Origin of the sequence: Myxococcus qinghaiensis (genome assembly GCF_024198215.1) — a bacterium.
Classification (GTDB): domain Bacteria; phylum Myxococcota; class Myxococcia; order Myxococcales; family Myxococcaceae; genus Myxococcus; species Myxococcus qinghaiensis.
On sequence record NZ_JAKCFA010000047.1, the window covers coordinates 1 to 18,322 of the forward strand.

At 69.1% G+C, this 18,322-nt stretch carries 12 protein-coding genes; 6 read left to right on the forward strand and 6 right to left on the reverse strand.

Annotation, left to right across the window (positions count from 1 at the left end):
- Positions 1-129 precede the first annotated feature (129 nt).
- On the reverse strand, positions 130-882 hold the full coding sequence (locus LZ199_RS44895) for a GNAT family N-acetyltransferase (RefSeq protein WP_253999995.1): 753 nt from the start codon (positions 880-882) through the stop codon (positions 130-132).
- A gap of 100 nt (positions 883-982) precedes the next feature.
- Here LZ199_RS44895 and LZ199_RS44900 point away from each other — a divergent pair, with 100 nt between their 5' ends.
- Together LZ199_RS44900 and gyrB are read left to right on the forward strand one after the other, a co-directional pair.
- Positions 983-1,441, forward strand: coding sequence for a hypothetical protein (locus LZ199_RS44900; RefSeq protein ID WP_253999996.1), 459 nt, complete (start codon positions 983-985; stop codon positions 1,439-1,441).
- 157 nt (positions 1,442-1,598) lie between these two features.
- Positions 1,599-4,052, forward strand: coding sequence for a DNA topoisomerase (ATP-hydrolyzing) subunit B (gene gyrB / locus LZ199_RS44905; RefSeq protein ID WP_253999997.1), 2,454 nt, complete (start codon positions 1,599-1,601; stop codon positions 4,050-4,052).
- Positions 4,053-4,162: 110 nt separating this feature from the next.
- Here gyrB and LZ199_RS44910 read toward each other — a convergent pair whose 3' ends face one another.
- Positions 4,163-5,203, reverse strand: coding sequence for a hypothetical protein (locus tag LZ199_RS44910; protein WP_253999998.1), 1,041 nt, complete (start codon positions 5,201-5,203; stop codon positions 4,163-4,165).
- Between the two features lie 134 nt (positions 5,204-5,337).
- On the opposite strand from LZ199_RS44910, the gene LZ199_RS44915 reads away from it, so the two are divergent.
- Positions 5,338-5,967 (forward strand): FMN-binding negative transcriptional regulator, encoded by a 630-nt coding sequence (locus tag LZ199_RS44915; protein WP_253999999.1) that lies wholly within the window; start codon positions 5,338-5,340, stop codon positions 5,965-5,967.
- 272 nt (positions 5,968-6,239) lie between these two features.
- Here LZ199_RS44915 and LZ199_RS44920 read toward each other — a convergent pair whose 3' ends face one another.
- Positions 6,240-9,107 carry a protein kinase domain-containing protein gene (locus tag LZ199_RS44920; RefSeq protein WP_254000000.1) on the reverse strand — a complete coding sequence of 956 codons (2,868 nt, stop codon included), beginning with the start codon at positions 9,105-9,107 and terminating at the stop codon, positions 6,240-6,242.
- Positions 9,108-9,570: 463 nt separating this feature from the next.
- On the opposite strand from LZ199_RS44920, the gene LZ199_RS44925 reads away from it, so the two are divergent.
- The 3 genes from LZ199_RS44925 (at position 9,571) to LZ199_RS44935 (ending at position 12,872) form a co-directional block, all read left to right on the forward strand.
- Complete coding sequence (locus LZ199_RS44925; RefSeq protein WP_254000001.1) at positions 9,571-11,091, forward strand: hypothetical protein; 1,521 nt, start codon at positions 9,571-9,573, stop codon at positions 11,089-11,091.
- Positions 11,092-11,096: 5 nt separating this feature from the next.
- On the forward strand, positions 11,097-12,197 hold the full coding sequence (locus tag LZ199_RS44930) for a metallophosphoesterase family protein (protein WP_254000031.1): 1,101 nt from the start codon (positions 11,097-11,099) through the stop codon (positions 12,195-12,197).
- Between the two features lie 156 nt (positions 12,198-12,353).
- Positions 12,354-12,872, forward strand: coding sequence for a hypothetical protein (locus LZ199_RS44935; RefSeq protein ID WP_254000002.1), 519 nt, complete (start codon positions 12,354-12,356; stop codon positions 12,870-12,872).
- A gap of 34 nt (positions 12,873-12,906) precedes the next feature.
- Here the strand turns inward: LZ199_RS44935 and LZ199_RS44940 are convergent, their stop codons facing one another.
- From LZ199_RS44940 to LZ199_RS44950, 3 genes are all read right to left on the reverse strand, one after another.
- Positions 12,907-13,089, reverse strand: coding sequence for a hypothetical protein (locus LZ199_RS44940; RefSeq protein WP_254000003.1), 183 nt, complete (start codon positions 13,087-13,089; stop codon positions 12,907-12,909).
- Positions 13,090-13,532: 443 nt separating this feature from the next.
- Positions 13,533-14,909 (reverse strand): hypothetical protein, encoded by a 1,377-nt coding sequence (locus tag LZ199_RS44945; RefSeq protein WP_254000004.1) that lies wholly within the window; start codon positions 14,907-14,909, stop codon positions 13,533-13,535.
- Positions 14,910-14,935: 26 nt separating this feature from the next.
- On the reverse strand, positions 14,936-18,289 hold the full coding sequence (locus LZ199_RS44950) for a TonB-dependent receptor domain-containing protein (RefSeq protein WP_254000005.1): 3,354 nt from the start codon (positions 18,287-18,289) through the stop codon (positions 14,936-14,938).
- Between the last annotated feature and the right edge of the window lie 33 nt (positions 18,290-18,322).

Consider the following 18,322-nt stretch of genomic DNA (forward strand, 5'->3'; position numbering starts at 1 on the left):
CACCTGGGACTGCTTCTACTCCCGGAACGAAGGAGCGAGAGGCGCTACCCACGAGTCGTAAAGATAAAAATGAGCAACTACGACAAGAAGTGGGTGAAACGCCCCCGCCCTAACTGACCGGCATTGCCGCTAGTCGGCGCGCCGCATCCAGTTCACCCAGTCTCCCAGCTCGCGGTAGCCCAGCTTGAGGTACACGCTCCGGCCCAGCTCGGTGGCCTGGAGCACGGAGGCGGCGAGGCCCCGCTGTCGGGCGCCCGTGAGCAGCCCGCGCATCACCTCCGCGGCCAGCCCTCGCCCCCGGGCCTCTGGCAGCGTGACGACCATGTACACGCCCGCGGTGTCCCCCACGTCCAGCGAGAAGCCGCACGCCAGGGGCTTGCCCGCCTCGCGCGCCACCAGCGTGCGCACGGGCAACCGGGGCGGCTGCTTCCACACCGTGAGGATGTCGTCCCACTTCCCCCAGACGCGGATGTTCAGGTCCACCATCTCGTCCTGCTCCGGCGTCTCCACCAGGGGGAACGTGGGCGGCACGTCGGGCGCGTCCGCCAGGGCCATGCCCATGGCCGGGATTCGCGAGTCGGGGCGGTAGCCAGCGGCGCCCAGCACCCGGGAGCCCTCGTCGTCCCCGGGGAGCACCGCCACGCGCCAGGAGGGGATGCCCAGGCCCCGGTAGAAGGCCTCCAGGGCGGGGAGTCCCTCGGCGAGCGCCTGGGGTGTCGTGAAGTACGCCTGCTGGAAGTGGACCTCGCCGGGGTAGCCGGGCAGGGCGAAGGCGTCCACCCCCGGAGCGCCTCCATGGCGCAGCAGGCCCCGCTCGCGCTGGAGGTGCTTGAAGGCGATGACGTTGGCGCGCAATCGGTCGTTCAGTTCGGCATCGGTCATGGGACGGGTACAGCGTAGGCGGCCCACGCCGGACGGCGAACAACGGCGTGCTCAAAACCGCGCGCGAGCCCTCCAGGACGGCTAGGGTGCGCGGGCACTCATGACGAGCCCGCGCTTCTACGCCTTCGACCCTCGCGCCACTCGAATCGGCCTCTTCCTGGGAGCCTGTGTCCTGGCGGTGCTGACCGCCTGGGCCCTGGCCAATGCCCGGGACAGCGGGGGCATCCAGGACATGGCCCGGGCGGGCGTGACGGCGGGCCTGATGTTCGCCTTCCTCGTGGCCATCCACCGCCTGCGACCTCGCGCCGGCTGGGGCATCTCATTGGACACGCGAGGCGTCCGCGTGGCCCGCCCCTTCAGCTCCCGGGAGCTGGAGTTGCACTGGGGACAGATTGATTCCGTGCGCCGGCTCGGCAAGAGGGGGAACGTGCTCGGTTTGTTCCTGAAGGAGGAGGGAAGGGTGCTCGTCACCCGGCATCTCTTCGCCCGCAAGGCTGTTTTCGAAGAGCTGATCTCGGCGCTGGAGGACCGCCTCCCACCGTCGCGATTCGACGCCTGACCTCCCGGTTTCCGGGGGCCGCCTCCCCGAGGGGCGGCCAAGCGATTTTCACGAATATTTACGCAGCTTTGCGCGGGCTCGTTACTCTTGTTCAGTGTGCCTCGAGATGGTAGGCACAGCCCTGTTGCAAGGCTCCTTTTTCCAAGGACAGCATCACATGGAAAAGACCCCCGCTACCGGTGCCTCGGTCGCTCCCCTGCCCATGGAGTATGGGACCGATAGCATCACCAAGCTCGAGGGCCTGGAAGCAGTCCGCAAGCGCCCCGGCATGTACATCGGCGACACGATGACCTACGGGCTCCACAAGCTCGTCTACGAGGTCGTCGACAACGCCGTGGACGAGGCGCTCGCGGGCCACTGCACGGACATCGAGGTCATCATCCACGTGGACGGCTCGCTGAGCGTCCAGGACAACGGGCGCGGCATCCCCGTGGGTCCGCACCCGGACCCCAAGTTCAAGGGCAAGGACACGCTGGAAGTGGTCCTCACGGAGCTGCACGCCGGCAGCAAGTTCGGCAACGGGGCCTACAAGGTCTCCGGCGGCTTGCACGGCGTGGGCGTCACCTGCGTGAACTTCCTGTCGGAGTGGTTCAAGGTCCGCGTCCAGCGCGCCGGCAAGGTGTACGAGCAGTCCTATGCCCGGGGCGTCCCCAACTCGCACCCGCAGGAGGTCGGCACCACCGACAAGCGCGGGACGATGGTGGCGTTCAAGCCGGACACCCAGGTGATGGAGACGGTGGACTTCAACTTCGAGACGCTCAGCCAGCGTCTGCGCGAGCTGGCGTTCCTCAACGCGGGGCTGCACATCACCATCCGCGACGAGCGCACGAACAAGGAGCACGACTTCAAGTTCGAGGGCGGCATCTCCTCGTTCGTGGAGTTCCTCAACAAGTCCAAGCAGGTGCTGCACGACAAGCCCATCTCCTTCTCGGGAGAGCGGGATGGCGTGGCGCTCGAGCTGGCGATGCAGTGGAACGACGGCTACGACGAGCGCGTCTTCACCTTCGCCAACAACATCAACACCCAGGACGGCGGCAGCCACCTGTCCGGCTTCAAGGCGGGCCTGACGCGCACGCTCAACAGCTACGCGGAGAAGAGCGGCATCTGGAAGGACCTCAAGGAGACGCCCACGGGCGAGGACGCCCGCGAGGGCCTGTCCGCCGTCATCTCCGTGAAGGTGTCCAACCCCCAGTTCGAGGGCCAGACGAAGACGAAGCTGGGCAACAGCGAGGTGAAGGGCCTGGTCGAGCAGATGGTGAATGAAATGCTCGGCACCTTCCTCGAAGAGACGCCGATGGTCGGCAAGAAGATCGTCGCGAAGATTGGCGACGCCTGTCGGGCCCGGCTCGCCGCGCGCAAGGCGCGTGAGACGGTGCGACGCAAGGGCGTGCTGGACGGTGGCGGTTTGCCGGGCAAGCTCGCGGACTGCCAGAGCCGCGATCCGCACGAGAGCGAGCTGTACATCGTCGAGGGTGACTCCGCAGGTGGCTCCGCGAAGCAGGGGCGGGACAGGCGCAACCAGGCCATCCTCCCGTTGCGCGGCAAGATTCTGAACGTGGAGAAGGCGCGCTTCGAGAAGATGCTGACGAGCGCCGAAATCGTCACGCTCATCACCGCGCTGGGCACGGGCATCGGTCCGGAGGACTACAACCCGGAGAAGGCGCGCTACCACCGCATCATCCTGATGACGGACGCAGACGTGGACGGCAGCCACATCCGCACGCTGCTGCTCACGTTCTTCTTCCGGCAGATGCCGGAGCTCTTGCAGAAGGGCTACCTCTACATCGCGCAGCCGCCGCTCTACAAAGTCACGCGCAACAAGAAGGACAAGTACGTCAAGGACCAGCGCGCGCTGGACGAGTACCTGCTGAACATCGCCACGGAGCACGGGCGGGTGTTGACGCCTTCGGGCGAGGTGGGTGGCGCGGACCTGAAGGCCCTCCTGGAGAAGGTGATTACCTACGAGGAGCGGCTGGAGAAGCAGGCGAAGCGGCGCGATGCGCGGGTGGTGGACGCGGTGGTGCAGGGCGCGCGGCTGACGCCGGAGATGCTGGCGGACGACGTGGCGCTGGCGGCGGCGGTGAAGGGTGCGCACTCGGAGTTCGAGCGGCGCATGCCGGACGTGCTGGGCCGGGTGAAGCACGAAGTGGAGACGGACCCCGAGCACCAGACGAAGCGGCTGGTGTTCCGCACGGACGTGAATGGCGCCATGCGGGCGACGGTGTTCGACCACACGTTCCTGTCGTCTCCGGAGTACCAGGAGCTGGTGTCGCTGCGGGACTCCTTCAAGTCGCTGGGTGACGCGCCCTACCGCGTGAAGGTGGACGCCGGGCAGGTGACGGCGTTCTCCGTGCAGGAGGTCCACGCGGCGCTGCGCAAGGACGCGCAGAAGGGCCTGGGGATGCAGCGCTACAAGGGTCTGGGCGAGATGAACCCGGAGCAGCTCTGGGACACGACGATGAATCCGCTCACGCGCACGCTGCTCCAGGTGCGGGTGGAGGACGCGGTGGAGAGCGACGAAATCTTCTCGCTGCTGATGGGCGAGGCGGTGGAGCCGCGCCGCGAGTTCATCGAGCGCAACGCGCTGGACGTGCAGAACCTGGACATCTGAGTCAGCGAGTCCACCGGGCTTTCGGGCTCGGTGGCCGATGAAGTTCACGGGGCGCGGCGCCGATTCAGGCACCGCGCCCCGTGTCGTTTCAGGAGCTGTGATTCAGTTCCTCAGCGCCCGCCGCCACCACCACCCGGTCCGCCGCGCGGCGGAGGGCCACCACCGGGGCGCTTGCCGCCGAAGCCCCCGTCACCAGGGCCCATGGGCCGCGAGGGCAGGGTGAGGGCCTCGCCGTCGAGCGTGGCCTGTCCACACTCCGGACCGAAGACCAGCGTGTGCGTGGTGCCATCCGCCAGCGTGCGCTGCTGCGAGCCGGCGATAGGCCACGCGCACACGGAGGGCGGCACGCGCACGATGCCGAACTGCGTGACGGTGGAGACACTGCCGTCCGCGAGCGTCGCCGTGAGGGTGCCGTGGCTCGTCCTCGTGGGCTCGGCGGCCTCCGGGTCGAACGTCTCCTCCAGTGTGCCCGTGAGGTGGACGCTGTCCACCACCGTGCCCTGCGCATCCAGGTTCGTGCGCGTCGTGTCGAAGTTGACGGTGCGGCTGAGCGTCTCCTCACCCGGCACGCGCACGGAGACAGAGGCGATGCTGCCCGTCATCTTCGCGCTCTGGCCGTCCGTCGCCGTGTGCGTGATGTCATGCGTGGACTGCTGCTCGAAGCGCAGCGGCGCGTCCTCCGCGCACTCCTCCACGGGCGCAATGGCCGTCACCACGTCCACCGAGCCGGATGACACCACGTCGGCGCGCTCCCCGCGCGGGCCCTCTCCCGTCGGCTGCGACGTCGGCGTCCCGCTGTCGGGAGGAGGAGGCTGGGGACGGTCCCATCCGCAGCCCCCACGGCCCCGGGGGCGCGCCTGGCAGTCCGTCCAGGACAGGTGCAGCTCCGAGGGGAAGCTCTGCCCGCAGACCTCGACCTTCGCCGTCTCCGGCTCCGCGTCGCACTGGTAACCCTCATGCTCCCAGCGGCGGACCTCCAACGGGAGGCCCTCCAGGAAGCGCGCGCCGAGCGGAACGTCCGCGGCCTGCGCCTCTCCCACGGCCGATGCCACGGCGAGCTGGGACTGCTGCTCGGTGATGCCCGCGTCCTTCTCCGCGCCACAGCCCACGCCAAACAGCGCCGTCGCCAGCAAACCTGCCTTGAGCTTCATGGATGTGTACTCCCGAGAGACACTTCGGAGCGCGTGGCCGGCCCTGCGCCCAGCCTTCAAGCTAGGGGGCAAACCTTGCGGAGTTCTTAAGCACCCCGTTGACGCGTGCTGGCGACCCGAGGGACGCAGGGGACATGTACATCCCTCGCCACTTCGAGGAACGGGACGCACGGCGCCTGCTGGAGTTGATGACGCGCCATGCCTTCGCCACGCTGGTGACGGTGGGCGAGGACGGCGCGCCCTTCGCCACGCACCTGCCCTTCCTCGTGGAACACGATGCGTCGGGAGCGCTTCGGCTGCTCGCGCACATGGCGCTGCCCAACCCCCAGTGGCGCGCCTTCTCGGCGGAGCGGGACGTGCTCGTCATCTTCCAGGGGCCGCACGCCTATGTGTCGCCCACCTGGTACGCGACAGCGCCGCAGGTGCCCACGTGGAACTACGCCACAGTGCATGTGTATGGCCGGCCCCAGGTCATCGACGCGGCGGACGAAGTGCTGCGCATCCTCCGCGAGACGGCCGCGCGCTACGAGGCGGGCAACGAGCGGCCGTGGACCCTGGAGCAGTCCCAGGAGTATGTGAATCGGCTGCTGGGCGGCATCGTGGCCTTCGAGCTGCGGGTGACGCGGCTGGAGGGCAAGTTCAAGCTCAGCCAGAACAAGGGACAGGCGGACCGTCAGGCCGTCATCGCGGCGCTGGAGCGCAGCCCCTTCGCGGGGGACACCGAGCTTGGGGCGTTGATGCGTGCGCGAGAGGACGCTGAATAGACTCGTGGGCCCGGTGCCCTCCTCGGCTCCGCGCCCACGTGCCTTTCCCGTCTTGTCGAGCCGGGCCGACGCGTTCGCGGCCCCCGATAGCCCTTACGGCGGGAAGCTGTCCTCACCTCGCGCCTTCAACCCCATGAGGTGAGGGTATCCACCGCGAGTCACGGATGAAGCGCGAGAGGCCAGACGTCCGGACAGGGCTCCCGCGCAGGCTCGTGGGGCGTGAGGAGGACAGAGGGCCTGTCCGCCAGCCTGCTCGGAGCGGCGCGAGCCCTTCAGCGCTCCGAGCGGCGAGAGCCCCGCATGGCGGCGGCCCGGTCCTTCCGCGACAGGGCGGTGGCATCTACGACGTCCACTTCGAGCGCGCCCTGGTTGTCGCTCCGCTTCGAGTCCGGGAAGAAGCAGCGCAGGTCCTCGGTGTCGGTGACCTGGTAGCGCTTGCCCGTCTCCAGCACGCGGTGCGTGGCGCGGACGGAGGACGGCGACGTGCCGCGCTCGATGCAGAGCACCTGCCGCACGCGGCCGTTGGCGCCGGAGCGCAGCTCCGCGAAGTCGTCCCGCACGGTGAACAGGTAGGTCGAGCGCGGGTTGAGGCCTCGCAGCACCACCTGGTGCTCGGGCTTGAGCTGCACCGCGTGCTCCTTCGCCTCGAAGGTGAGCGAGCGTGGCGGCACGTAGGCGGACTGCCGGACGACGACGCGGATGCTGCCGCTGTTGTCGTCCGGCCCGTTGTCGTCCACCGCGAACACGTGCAGCTTGCGCGCGTTCTTGATGGTGCGAGTGGACGCGCTCAAGAGTCCGAAGCTGCCATCCACGGGGCCGTCGCCCTCGGCGAAGTAGACCAGCGTCCCGGAGGCGGTGCCCCGGCCCTCGGCCAGTGACGCGGAGCCCTGCGTCCACACCGAATAGGACACGGCCGGATTCAGGTCGATGGTGGCCGTCGCGTACTCGGGGATGGGCGCCGCGTTGTACATGGGCCGCAGCACCAGCAGTCGCGTGGGGTAGTCCACCTCGTTCAGCTCGCGCTCGGCCTGGCTCTTCTCCCCTCGGGCCACGAGCGGCTGAGGGTCGTCATCGTCCTCGCCGGCCGTCGTGCCCGCCACGGCCGCTACGCCCGAGTCGGCCGCCACCGGAGTGCCGCCGTCGTCCAGCGGCGCCGCCACGGCGACGGGCTGAAGCGCTGCCTCCACGGGCTTCTCGGCGACGGGCTTCTCGACGACGGGCGGGGGCGTCGGGGGCGTGACGAGGGGCTGAAGCTCCGCGTTCATCGGCTCCATCATCATGGACGTCGGCGTGAAGCGCCGTGTCCAGGCGAGGTGGCCCGGCAGGGTGAGCACCAGGGTGTTGGCCTCGCCCACGAGCACGCCCTCCACCATGAGCGGTGTCACGCCGGCGACGTCGCGGCCGTTGAGCTTCACCTTGGCGCCCGGAGGCTTGGAGGCGAGCCACAGCGTGGCGGCGTTGGACGCCGAGGCGTCGGGCGCGTCCGACCTGACGACGAAGTGGTAGAAGAGCGCGATGAACAGCATGACGATGGCCGAGCCGAAGACGTAGAGCGTCATCGTCTTCACGGCCTTCTGCTGCTTCGCGATGCGCTCGGCCTCTTCCTTCGCCAGCAGCTCCCGCGCTTCGTCCGCCGCGGTGCGGTAGCCCGTGCCGGTGTACGTCCGGCCCATGCTGGAGACGCCCGCGGGCTGCGTCGCCAGGGACTGGCCGGTGACGGCGGGAGTCTCCACGGGCGTGTCCAGCGGCGCGGCCAGGGTGGCCAGCGCGGCGGGCACGACGGTGGGAATGAAGGTCTTGAGGATGTCCGCCGAGTCCGTGTCCGGCTCGTCCGGAAGCTCCGGCACCGGCGGCCCCGGGCGCTCGCTCGTCACGGGCCTGCGGCCGGAGCCGGTGGTCTCCGCGCGGGGGATGCCGGTGTTCGTCGCGCGGCGGATGCTGCCCGAGCTCGTCACCTTGCGCATCCCCGGACTGCTGCCGGCGGACCTGCGTGCGCCGTCGCTCGGGGGCCTGACACCGCTTTCGCTGCCCGGCTTGGAGCGCAGGCCCGGACTGGAGGCGCGCGGACTGCTGCTGACCGAGCCACTGCCAGAGGACAGGGGCCTCGCGCGGCCCGCGGAGGGCTCCACCGCGCCCAGCTGCCACAGCGAAATCTGCTCCTTGAACGCGGGCGACACCTCCGCCTTGCGGCCCTCCGCCATCAGCTCCTCGGCGAAGAGGTACGCCATGAGCTGCGACAGCAGCGCGGGCGTGAAGCGCGGGTTGTCGCGGTAGAGCAGCTCCACCAGCGACTCGCTCAGCTCCTTCGCCGTCTGGTAGCGCGACTCGCGCTCCAGGGACATCGCATGGGAGATGACCGTCTCCAGGTCCGGGCTCACCGACGGGTTGTGCGCCGACGGCGGCAGGCAGTCGCCGGTGAGGATGCGCGGCAGCACGGTGACGAACTCGCCCTCATAGGGACGCTTGCCGCACACCATCTCGTAGAGGACCACGCCCGCCGCGTACACGTCCGTGCGGGCGTCCAAATCCTGTCGGCCCTGCGCCTGCTCCGGGGAGAAGTACGGGTACTTGCCCTTGAGCGTGCCCGGCGACGTCCTCGCCTCCACCGCGCTGGTGGCCTTGGCGATGCCGAAGTCGATGACCTTGATTTCGCCTTCGTACGAGATGAGGACGTTGTCCGGAGAGACGTCCCGGTGCACCAGGCCCATCTCCACGCCGTCCTCGCCCACGTGCCGGTGCGCGTAGTCCAGGCCGTCACACAGCTTGCTCGCCACGTGCAGCGCCAGGGCCTCGGGGAAGCACGCCATGCCCGCGCGCGCCGCCCGGCGAAGCACCTTGGAGAGCGGCTGGCCCTGCACCAGCTCCATGGCGATGAAGTACTGGCCGTCCACCTCGCCGAAGTCGAAGACCTGGGCGATGTTGCTGTGGCTCATGCTGGCCACCAGCCGCGCCTCGCCGATGAACATCTCGACGAAGTCCGCCTCATCCACGAAGTGGGGGAGGATCTGCTTGATGACGCAGGGCTTCGTAACGCCCGCGGCCCCAGTCATCCGGGCGCGGTAGGTGACGGCCATGCCTCCCGCGGCAATCTTCGAAAGAAGGACGTATTTGCCGAAGTGCTGGGGAGTCGGATCCGCCACGATTACAAGGCCAGGTCAGGACGTTGTGAAAGACTGAGCATACTCCTGTTCTTCTGAAAGTCCCGGAACGGGCTCGCGTCGCACGCGAAGTTTTCGGTGAGGACGGTGCGATCTGCCGCTCCAAGCGGGCTGCAGCACTCTCCGGCTGGGTGATCCACGCTCCAGGGGCCCTGTTCCGCCTCGGATTGCCATGGCCTGGGTCGTTCTCGGACTGAGGGCCACCGGTTCTCAGAATGATTCGTCGAGGGAGTAGATAGTCCGGGGTCCGGGGCAATGTCGTAAAGTTCCCAAGTGATTCCAGTGGGTTGGATTGAAACAGCGGCGTGACTGTCAGCTCACTTCACATTTCTTCACGGACGACCGCGCTGCGGGAGGCCGTAGCGCGGTTATGTAGGCGGGCACGGCCCCCCAGGCCGGCGGACGAGGGCGGCGTGGCTCTCTCCGGAGAAACGAGGCGAAGCCGATGCTGTCCGCGCAATCCCCCCGCTCATGGCCTCTCGCCCTGGCGTTGGTGGGAGCGTTCTTCGTCCTTCCCGGCCGGGCCCAGGCCCAGGACCCGGAGCCGCTGTCCGCCTTCGAGCTGCTGGCGAGGAGTCCCCAGTTGGGTGGCTCGGATATCCCGAGGGACCTGCCAGGTCGCGCCACGGTGGGCACGCCCCGACGACCCCGGATGCCGGATGCGTCCCTGCCGATGCCCGACCTGGGGATGCAATCGCCGCTTCCCGCGCCGGAGTGGCGCGCCGCGTCGCCGGGGCTGTTCATGTCCAAGGGCGAGCCGGTGGGCGCCGAGGCTTCGTCGCCGGAAGTCGCTTCCGCCCATCCCGAAGGCGAGCCCGCGAGCCCGTCGTCGGAGCTGCTGGCGCCCGCGTCGACGGCGAGCGCGGCCGACGCGCCCATGGGCATGCCCGCGCCGCTGACTCCGCACGGTGTCCCCAACAGCCCGCTGTCTCCGGTGCCCGCGTCGACGCAGGCGCTGCTGGACTCGTCGCGCTCGTTCAAGGTGGTGCCCGCGGCGGTGGCGGTGGTGCCGGGGTTGTTGTTCCACGGGCTCGCGCCCGCGCTGGCGGGAGACGGGCACACCGCGAGGCGGCTGTTCGCGCTGGAGGGCACGGGGCTGGGGCTCATCGCGCTGGGTGGCGTGCCCATCGCGCTCACGGGGGCCTCGCGGCGCACCATCGCTCCCTTGTACGCGGTGACGCTGGCGGGCTTCAGCGTGTTCGGCATCTCCGCCATCGCCAACCTCTACTCGGTGGCGTCACCGGCGTTCGACCCGGGCGTGCCCGCGTCCTCGCTGCCGCCGCTCGAGTTCGAGATGGGCTACCAGTACGTGAGCGACACCGCGTTCGACTACGACCACTTCGTGTCGCTGGGCGCGGTGGCCCGCTTCGAAGAGGTGAAGCTGGAGGCGACCGCGCGGCTCTCCCCGAACGAGGGCAACACGCAGGTGCGGATGGGCGGTGCGTATCGGCTGCTCGGTGAGCCGGAGCGTCGGCGCGCGGGCTCGGATGGCTCGTCGCTGGACGCGGAGCTGTTCGGCCTGTTCCATCGCTTCCCCACGGAGGGCTTCACCGTCATCGGCGGCGACGTGGGCTTCCGGGGCCGCTACGCCATGTCGCGGGTGAGTCCGTCGCTGGCAGGCTCCTTCGCGGAGGCGAGCATCGGCATGGCGCTGCAGGGCTATAGCTACCCGGGCCCGGTGAGTGACGGGAACCTGCACTCGCAGCTGCTCTACAGCTTCGGCTACGGCGTGTGGCTGGGGCGTGGCGGTGGACCGTTCAAGGGCGAGGCGATGCTCTTCTATGACCACCGCAAGGACGGCTTCGCGGGCGGGGTGCGCACGCTGAGCGGAGGCGTGGTGGGCAGCTTCGGGCTCCGGGCGCGCGCGCTCCTGACGGAGACCTGGGGCGTCGCCGGGGAGTTTTCAGCGAGCGGCGCGCTCGTCGGGCGCCTGGCGCTCGTCTATGCGCTGGGAGGTGACGAGTGATTCGCATCGGTGCCATGGGCGTGCTGTCGGCGCTGCTGATGACGGGGTGCCTGCGGCCGGCGGAGAACCGGGCGGTGCGCGACTCGAAGGTGGGCCGCGCCGAGGGTGGCGGGCTGTCGCTGGAGGTGGAGGACGGCCTCGCGGCGGTGCGGAGTGTCGGCTCGGGCGAGGTGACGCTGTGGGGCAATGCCCCGGTCCTCACGGCGCGGGCGACGCTGGACGCGGACGCGACGTCGGAGTGGGTCCTCACGGTGCGCAACGCGATGCCGGGCGCGGAGCTGCTCGCGGAGCTGGAGGACGGCGAGGTGCTGGCGGTGGAGTCCGTGCCGCAGGTGCTCCCCACGGTGAAGGCGTGGCGCGTGGGACTGCGTCCGGGCGCGGTGGCGAAGCTGCGCGTGGCGCCTCCGGGTTGGGACTCCACGGCGCCCTTCCGCTTCGCGGCGCTGGCGGACGTGCAGGAGGCGCTGCCTCGCGTGGGGGACATCTACGCGCGGCTGTCGAAGGATGACTCGCTGCGCTTCATCCTCTTCTCCGGAGACCTGACGGAGACCGGCACGCGCGAGCAGCTGCTGGAGTTCCAGGCGCGGCTGGAGGAGGGCTCGCCCATTCCGCTGTACGCGACGCTGGGCAACCACGAAATCATCTCCAATGACGGGGACGAGTACTCGGCGCTGGTGGGGCGCGGCAGCCAGAGCTTCGTGTTCCAGGGCGTGCGCTTCACGGTGATGGACTCGAGCAACGGCACGCTGGACCCCATCGTCGAGGAGCAGCTCGAAGGGTGGCTTGCGTCGTCGCGCCAGGGCACGCATGTGGTGTCGATGCACGTGCCGCCGCAGGATCCGGTGGGCCTGCGGGGTGGCGGCTTCGCGAACCGGGGCGAGTCGGCGGGGCTGGTGGGCAAGCTCGCGCGCGAGGGTGTGGACCTCACGCTCTACGGCCACATCCACTCGTACTACTCCTTCACCAATGCGGGCATCCCCGCGTTCATCTCCGGCGGTGGTGGCGCGATTCCGGAGACGTTCGACGGCGTGGGCCGGCACTACCTCGCGGTGGACATCGGCGCGAACGAGGGGCTGCGCGAAGCGTCCCTGGTCCGCGTGGATTGAGCCGGAGCCGCTGGCACTGAACGAAGCGTCAGCCGGCGGTGTGTGGGAGAAAACGCGGACGGGGCCGACTTTCCGGCCCGGCAGCGTACCCTCTTGATCTGACACTGAACACGTGAGCAGATGGTCTCCCCATCGCGAGGAGCCAGGAGGCCCGCCATGTTCGATTCGAACGACAACGACCCTATTTCCCCGGCGCTGCGTGCGCTGCTCGAGCTGTTCACCACGGAGCTGGCGGAGGTGCGCTTCCCGGACATGAGCGGGGAGGTGCTGGAGGACGCGGCGGCGCAGGTGAGGGCGAAGGCGGAGGCGGTGGCGAAGGCGCAGGCGGCGCTGGAGGCCGCGCGTCAGTCGCTGCACGAGAGCCAGGACGCGTTGCTGCAGAAGGGCCAGCGCGCGCTCGCGTACGCGCGGGTCTTCTCCGAGGAGAACCCGGAGCTGAACACGAAGCTGGAGGCCATCCACCTGCCGCGTCCGGTGCGCAAGGGCGCCAAGGTGGAGGGCGTCGCCGCGGAGCCGGTGGCCACGCAGCATGGCAACGATGAGAACGCGCCGAAGCGCCGGGGTCGTCCGCCCAAGGTGCGTCCGTCCGCGGGTGCGTCCCTGTTCGCGGAGGGCGCCACGGCGGAAGCCCTGGCCGTCGCGCACGAGGGCAACGGCGTGCTGCCCACGGCGTGATGCGGGGTGTGGCTCCGGGTAGCAAGGGCGCGGTCTACGCCTTGTCCTCATCCGAGGTCGGGTAGGCGGAGATGCAGAGGCCAAGACCTCGCTCCGCGAACCACGCGAGGTCCTCGGGGAGCAGGTTGACCGAGCCTGTGAACTGGGCTTCGCCGCCGACGAACAGCCCGAAGTCCACGACGCAGGAAACCGACTGGCGCCGGAGCTCCGCGAGCACGGGGCTCAGGGCCTCGAGTGTCTTGCGTGTCTCGAAGACAGCGGAGCTTCCTGAGGAAACCTCGGCCAGGAGGAGTGAGAGGCCGGAGGTCTCTTCAACTCCCTGACGACGCTTCGGCTCCCCCCGTTGCCAGAGGGCATCAGGGGTGAGCTGAGGGAATCGACCCAGCAGGGTCTTCACGTCCAAGGAGGGTGAGGATATCCGCAACATGACTGTGTGCATGCGCCGAGGATGGTAGCGAGGTGCTCGGCAAAAGGGATGGGTACTCCCTCATGGACTGGCCCACGCGCAGTTGGAAACCATCCATCCCTCTCTCCTGAAAAGCCGAGGCCCGGACGCGAGGCCTCCCCAGAGCCCCCCTCCGGTAGAGACCCGCGGCCGGGCCACGGTGCCGGCCCGCTCCGAGAACTTCCTCGGAGCGCACCGGGTTCAATCAATGAGTCTCAGTTCTCCGGGAACGCCGTCCAGCCCGCCAGCCAGTTGGTGGTGCCCACCGCGCCGACGAAGCGCGCGCTGGTGTCGAAGCCCGCGCCCGGCGTGGCCGCGTTGTCGGGGTTCAGCAGGGGCGAGCCCGTGCGCGGCGCGAAATTGGGCGCCGTCAGGTTCGTCGCGTCGGTGAGCTGCGGGTCCTGCGTCTTCACGCCGTTGGCGGCGACCAGAATCTTCTCCGCCTCGTTGAAGCGGCTGACGTCCGGGTCCACCGTCACGCCACCCTCCACCTTCGGGTTCGGCGCGAAGGGGATGGTGTCGTTCAGGTTGGCGTTGTCGAAGAAGAAGGTGTTGCGGATGGACAGCCGCGAGTCACCCGGCTCGTTGAAGAGCGCCGCGGAGGCCGTGCCGTCCACGTCGACCGCCTGGTCCTTGAAGTAGGCGACCACGGCGTTGCGCAGCTTGATGCCGGCGCCGGTGTTGAACACCAGGCCCTCCTGCGAGGGGTTGCCACCCGGGTCCGCGTTGGAGCCGATGAAGCTGGCGTTCCAGATTTCGGGGATGCTGATGGGCTCCTGCGTGGCCGTCGTCTTGTGGCTGGAGGCCTCGATGGCGCGGTCGCCCACGCGAGGGCTCTGCTGCACGACGAGGAACTGGACCTTGCCGGTGTAGCCCAGGTCGTAGTCCAGCGCGTCATCGTCCGCCTGCGTGATGACGATGTGCTTGAGCGGCGCGGTGCCGCCGAACATCTCGATGCCGTCGTCCAGGCCCTTGTGGACCTGCACGTAGTCGATGTCCGTCGCCGAGCCGCAGCCGCCCACGGTGAGGCCGTTGAGCTCGTTGTTGGGCGCCAGCTCGAAGCCGGCGAACTCGATGCGCGCGTACTTCAGGGTGCCGCAGCTGTGCGCGTCGTCCTGGCCGCCGTACTTGGTCTGGTCATTGCCGCTGGTGGCGAAGAAGCCCTCGATGGTCGTCTCGCCGCCGGACACGTTCAGCTTCGCGCGACCGAGCAGCACCACGCCGCCCCAGTTTCCCGCCTCGCGCTGCCCGGGCTCCTTGGAGGACGTGAAGACGATGGGCTTCTCCGCGGTGCCCACCGCGTTGATGCGCGCATTGCGGGTGATGATGAGCGCGCTGCCCTGCTCACCCTTGATGATGGCGCCCGCCTCGATGTTCAGTGTGCCGCTGTTGACGAAGACGTACTTCTTGAGGACGTACGTGTTGCCCGTCTTCCAGGTCGTGTCCGAGGTGATGTCCTGCGCCACTTCCACCGTCTCGGCGTCGGGCGTCGGGGGGGGCTGGTCAATCGGATCCTTCTTGTCGTCGTCGCCGCAGCCAGGGCCAATGACAAGGCTGGACAGGATGAAGAGGGAGGCAAACAAGCGCTTCATGGCGAGACTTCCTTTCGGGAGGGAAACTACAGGGAGAGGCCGAGCGACGCGGAGAACGCGAGGCCCGGGCGGTACTGGACGAGGGCGATGTCGCCCTGCTGAAGGGTGATGCGGGAGTTGAGGAGGTTGGACGCGGTCAGCTTCAGCTGCGTCGCCTGGGTGAGCCGCTGGGTGACGGCCAGGTCCACGCGGTGGAACGGCTGCTCGTAGACGTCCGGCAGGTTGTCGGTGCCCACTTCACTGATGCGGCGGCCGTACACGTTGTAGAGCAGCGCCACTTCGGTGCCGCTCTGCGGGCGCTCGTAGCCAAGGTTGACGTTGATGACGTAGGGCGACTGGCCCTGCAGCGGACGCTTGGCGTTGGTCTGCAGGCCCTGCACCGAGCCCAGGTCGATTTCGGACTGGATGAGCGTGAGGTTGGCGCCCAGCTTCAGCGGCTGGAGCGCGGGGGTGATGCGGCCCAGCGAGGTGCGTGCCTCCAGCTCCAGGCCGTAGGTGTTGGCGGCCGGCGTGTTCTCGAAGTTCATGTCGCCGGAGCCCACGGAGTTGATGACGCGCTCGATGGGGTCCTGGAAGCGCTTGTAGAAGGCGCTCGCGGCGAGCACCTCGTTGTCGCCGGTGAACCACTCGACGCGGGCGTCCACGTTGTGGATGCGCGTCTGGACCAGGTCCGGGTTGCCGGAGATGTTGCGGCGGCGCACGAAGTCGTAGAACGAGAAGGGCGCCAGCTCGCGGAACGTGGGGCGCGCCAGCGTGTAGCTGTAGCCCGCGCGCAGGTTCACCGTGGGGGTGAGCGCGTAGATGGCGTTGAGGCTGGGCAGCCAGTCCAGGTAGTTGACCTCGTTCTTGGAGGCCTCCACGCCGGTGAACTGGTTGAGCGCCGTCAGCTCCTGCTGGGAGCTCTCCAGGCGCACGCCGCCGATGAGGCGCAGCGCCTCCGTGGCCTTGAAGTCGGCGGTGACGTAGCCGGCGAAGATGCCGAGCGACGCGTCATACGCGTCCGAGTCCGGACGGGTGCTCTCCTGGATGCGCATGCCGTTGCCCAGGTACTCCGCGCTGAACAGCGTCTCGGGAGGCAGGAAGCGGTCGACATCCGAGTTGGGGGAGATGCCGTAGCGGAAGCGGCGGGCGCGGAAGTCGCGGAAGGACAGCTGCGTCAGGCCGCCGAACTTCAGGCGCAGGTCCGAGAGGGGCACGGTGAGGTTGACGCTGCCGCCGAAGGACGTCTCGCCCAGGTCGGCGAAGAAGCGCTCGCCGCTGTTGGCCTGGTTGGGGAAGGACATGCCGCCGGACGGGTTGCCCAGGTTGTCGCTGTAGAGCGAGTCGCGGGTGTCCGGCTCGTCGCGGTCCACGCGGGACAGGTTGGCCTGCCAGTCCACCTCCGAGTCGCCGAAGAGGCCGATGCGGTGGAAGCCGCGGAGCTGGTTGAAGGAGAGCTGGCGGACGATGAACTGGAGGCGGCTGCCCTCGTAGCGGTCACCCTTGAGCGTGTCGACGCCGACGCTGGTGGTGGTGCGCGTCTCGGTGCCTCGGGTGAAGAGGCTGAAGAGGGTCAGCTCGTTGTCGCGGTCCAGCTGGTAGCCGACGCTGGCGAGGCCGCTCAGGTTGGCGACCTCCGTGCCCAGCTGGGTCTGCGCGTCGTCATAGCTGACGAAGTCGCCCTCCAGGTCATAGGAGGCCTTGCTGTACTGGGTGAACTGGGTGTTCTCGCGGTGGCCGTAGTTGACGGTGGCCAGGTAGCCCAGGCGCTGGTTGTCGAAGCGCAGCGTGTCGCCGAGCGACGCGCTCAGGCCCATGTTGGGCAGCGCCGTCTTGCTGCGCGCGTTCCACACGTTGTTGAAGCTCTCCCACTGCTGCTCCTGCTCGGCGGCGGACTCGTTGCCGTTGCCGAGCGCGTGGTCCGTGGGGATGGCGCTGGGAAGCCGCCGGCTGCTCCCGGGGAAGCCGAGGAACTCCAGGCCACCACCGCCCGTCTGCGTGTTGCGAGCCTGGCCGGTGGTCTCGGTATCGCCGCCGAAGGTGATGCGCGGCTTGAACTCGAACTGGGTGGGGTAGGTGTTGGTCTCGATGAGCAGGGTGCCGCCGCCGAAGGAGCCGGGCAGGTCGGCGGTGTAGCTCTTCACCACGTTGAGGTTGGCGAGCAGGGAGGTGGGGAAGAGGTCCAGCGGGACGCTGGGCTCATCGGGCTCCGGGCTGGGCAGCAGCGCGCCGTTGAGGAGCGTGGTGCTGTAGCGACCGCCCAGGCCGCGCAAGAGGACGTAGCGGCCGTCGACGACGGTGGCGCTGACGACGCGCTTGACGGCATCGGAGGCGCTGGAGTCGGGGGTGCGAGCGATTTCCTGGGCGCTGATGGAGTCGGAGACGGCGGCGGCCTTCTTGCGCTCCTGGAGGAGGGCACCCTCGGCGCGGCGGTCGGAGCGGGCCTCGACGACGACCTCCTGCACCGCGCCCACGTCCGCGCCGAGCGCGACGTCCAGCTTGGTGGCCTTGCCCTGCGTCACGATGACGCCGGTGATGCGGCGGCCCTGGTACACGTCGTAGAAGACGCGCAGGTCGTACTTGCCGGGCGGCAGCGCGAGTCGGTAGTTGCCGTCGAGGTCGGTGAGCGCCTGCTTCTGCGCGCCCGTGACGACCTTCACGGTGGCCTCGATGAGGCCCTCCTGGTTGGCCTCGTCGACGACCTTGCCGTGGATGCCCGTGAACCCCGGAGGCGGCGTGGAGGACTCGGCCAGCATCGCCTCGTCATCGGCGGCCGTGGCGTCGGAGGGCTGCGCGGTGGCGGGCTCGCCTTCAACGGGCTGTGCGTCCGGCGACTGCACAGTGGCGGGAGCCCCATCGACAGGCTGTGCGTCGGGCGACTGCACCGTGGAGGGAGCCTGCTCTGCGCCCGGCGTCTGCGAGCCGTTCGGCTGAGCGGTGGCGGGAGCCTGCTCGGCGCCTGGCGTCTGCGAGCCGTTCGGCTGCGAGGCGCCCGGCGTCTGCGTGCCGTTCGGCTGAGTGGCGGGAGCCTGCGACTGCGAGCCATTCGGCTGCGTGGCGGTGGGAGCCTGCGTGGCGCCCTGCTGCTGCGGAGCGTTCGGAGTGGGAGAGGGCGGAGGTGGCTGTGATTGAGTCGTTCCAGCGGCGGCCGGCGCCATGCCGGGAGCGGCGGGGCGCAGCTCCTCGGACGGAGGGGCCTGGTCGTCCGTCACGGGGGGGACGACCTGCGTCTCCGTGCCGGACGGAGTGCTCTCCGAGCCAGGAAGGGAAGGGGTTTGACCGAGGGCGAGCCCGGGCGAGGTGATGAGGATGAGCGCTGCCACGAGGGCGCGCTGAAGGCTTGCGCGAGACAACACGGCTCTCCTTGCCAACGGTCGCGCCCTAAACAACGCGACTCGCATGGCATTGGAATGAATGGCTTGTGACGATTCAGG

Excerpts from the sequence above, each read along its gene's own strand:
- LZ199_RS44895 (WP_253999995.1), bottom strand. The coding sequence starts at position 882 with ATGACCGATGCCGAACTGAACGACCGATTGCGCGCCAACGTCATCGCC.
- LZ199_RS44900 (WP_253999996.1), top strand. The coding sequence starts at position 983 with ATGACGAGCCCGCGCTTCTACGCCTTCGACCCTCGCGCCACTCGAATC.
- gyrB (WP_253999997.1), top strand. The coding sequence starts at position 1,599 with ATGGAAAAGACCCCCGCTACCGGTGCCTCGGTCGCTCCCCTGCCCATG.
- LZ199_RS44910 (WP_253999998.1), bottom strand. The coding sequence starts at position 5,203 with ATGAAGCTCAAGGCAGGTTTGCTGGCGACGGCGCTGTTTGGCGTGGGC.
- LZ199_RS44915 (WP_253999999.1), top strand. The coding sequence starts at position 5,338 with ATGTACATCCCTCGCCACTTCGAGGAACGGGACGCACGGCGCCTGCTG.
- LZ199_RS44925 (WP_254000001.1), top strand. The coding sequence starts at position 9,571 with ATGCTGTCCGCGCAATCCCCCCGCTCATGGCCTCTCGCCCTGGCGTTG.
- LZ199_RS44935 (WP_254000002.1), top strand. The coding sequence starts at position 12,354 with ATGTTCGATTCGAACGACAACGACCCTATTTCCCCGGCGCTGCGTGCG.
- LZ199_RS44945 (WP_254000004.1), bottom strand. The coding sequence starts at position 14,909 with ATGAAGCGCTTGTTTGCCTCCCTCTTCATCCTGTCCAGCCTTGTCATT.
- LZ199_RS44950 (WP_254000005.1), bottom strand. The coding sequence starts at position 18,289 with ATGCGAGTCGCGTTGTTTAGGGCGCGACCGTTGGCAAGGAGAGCCGTG.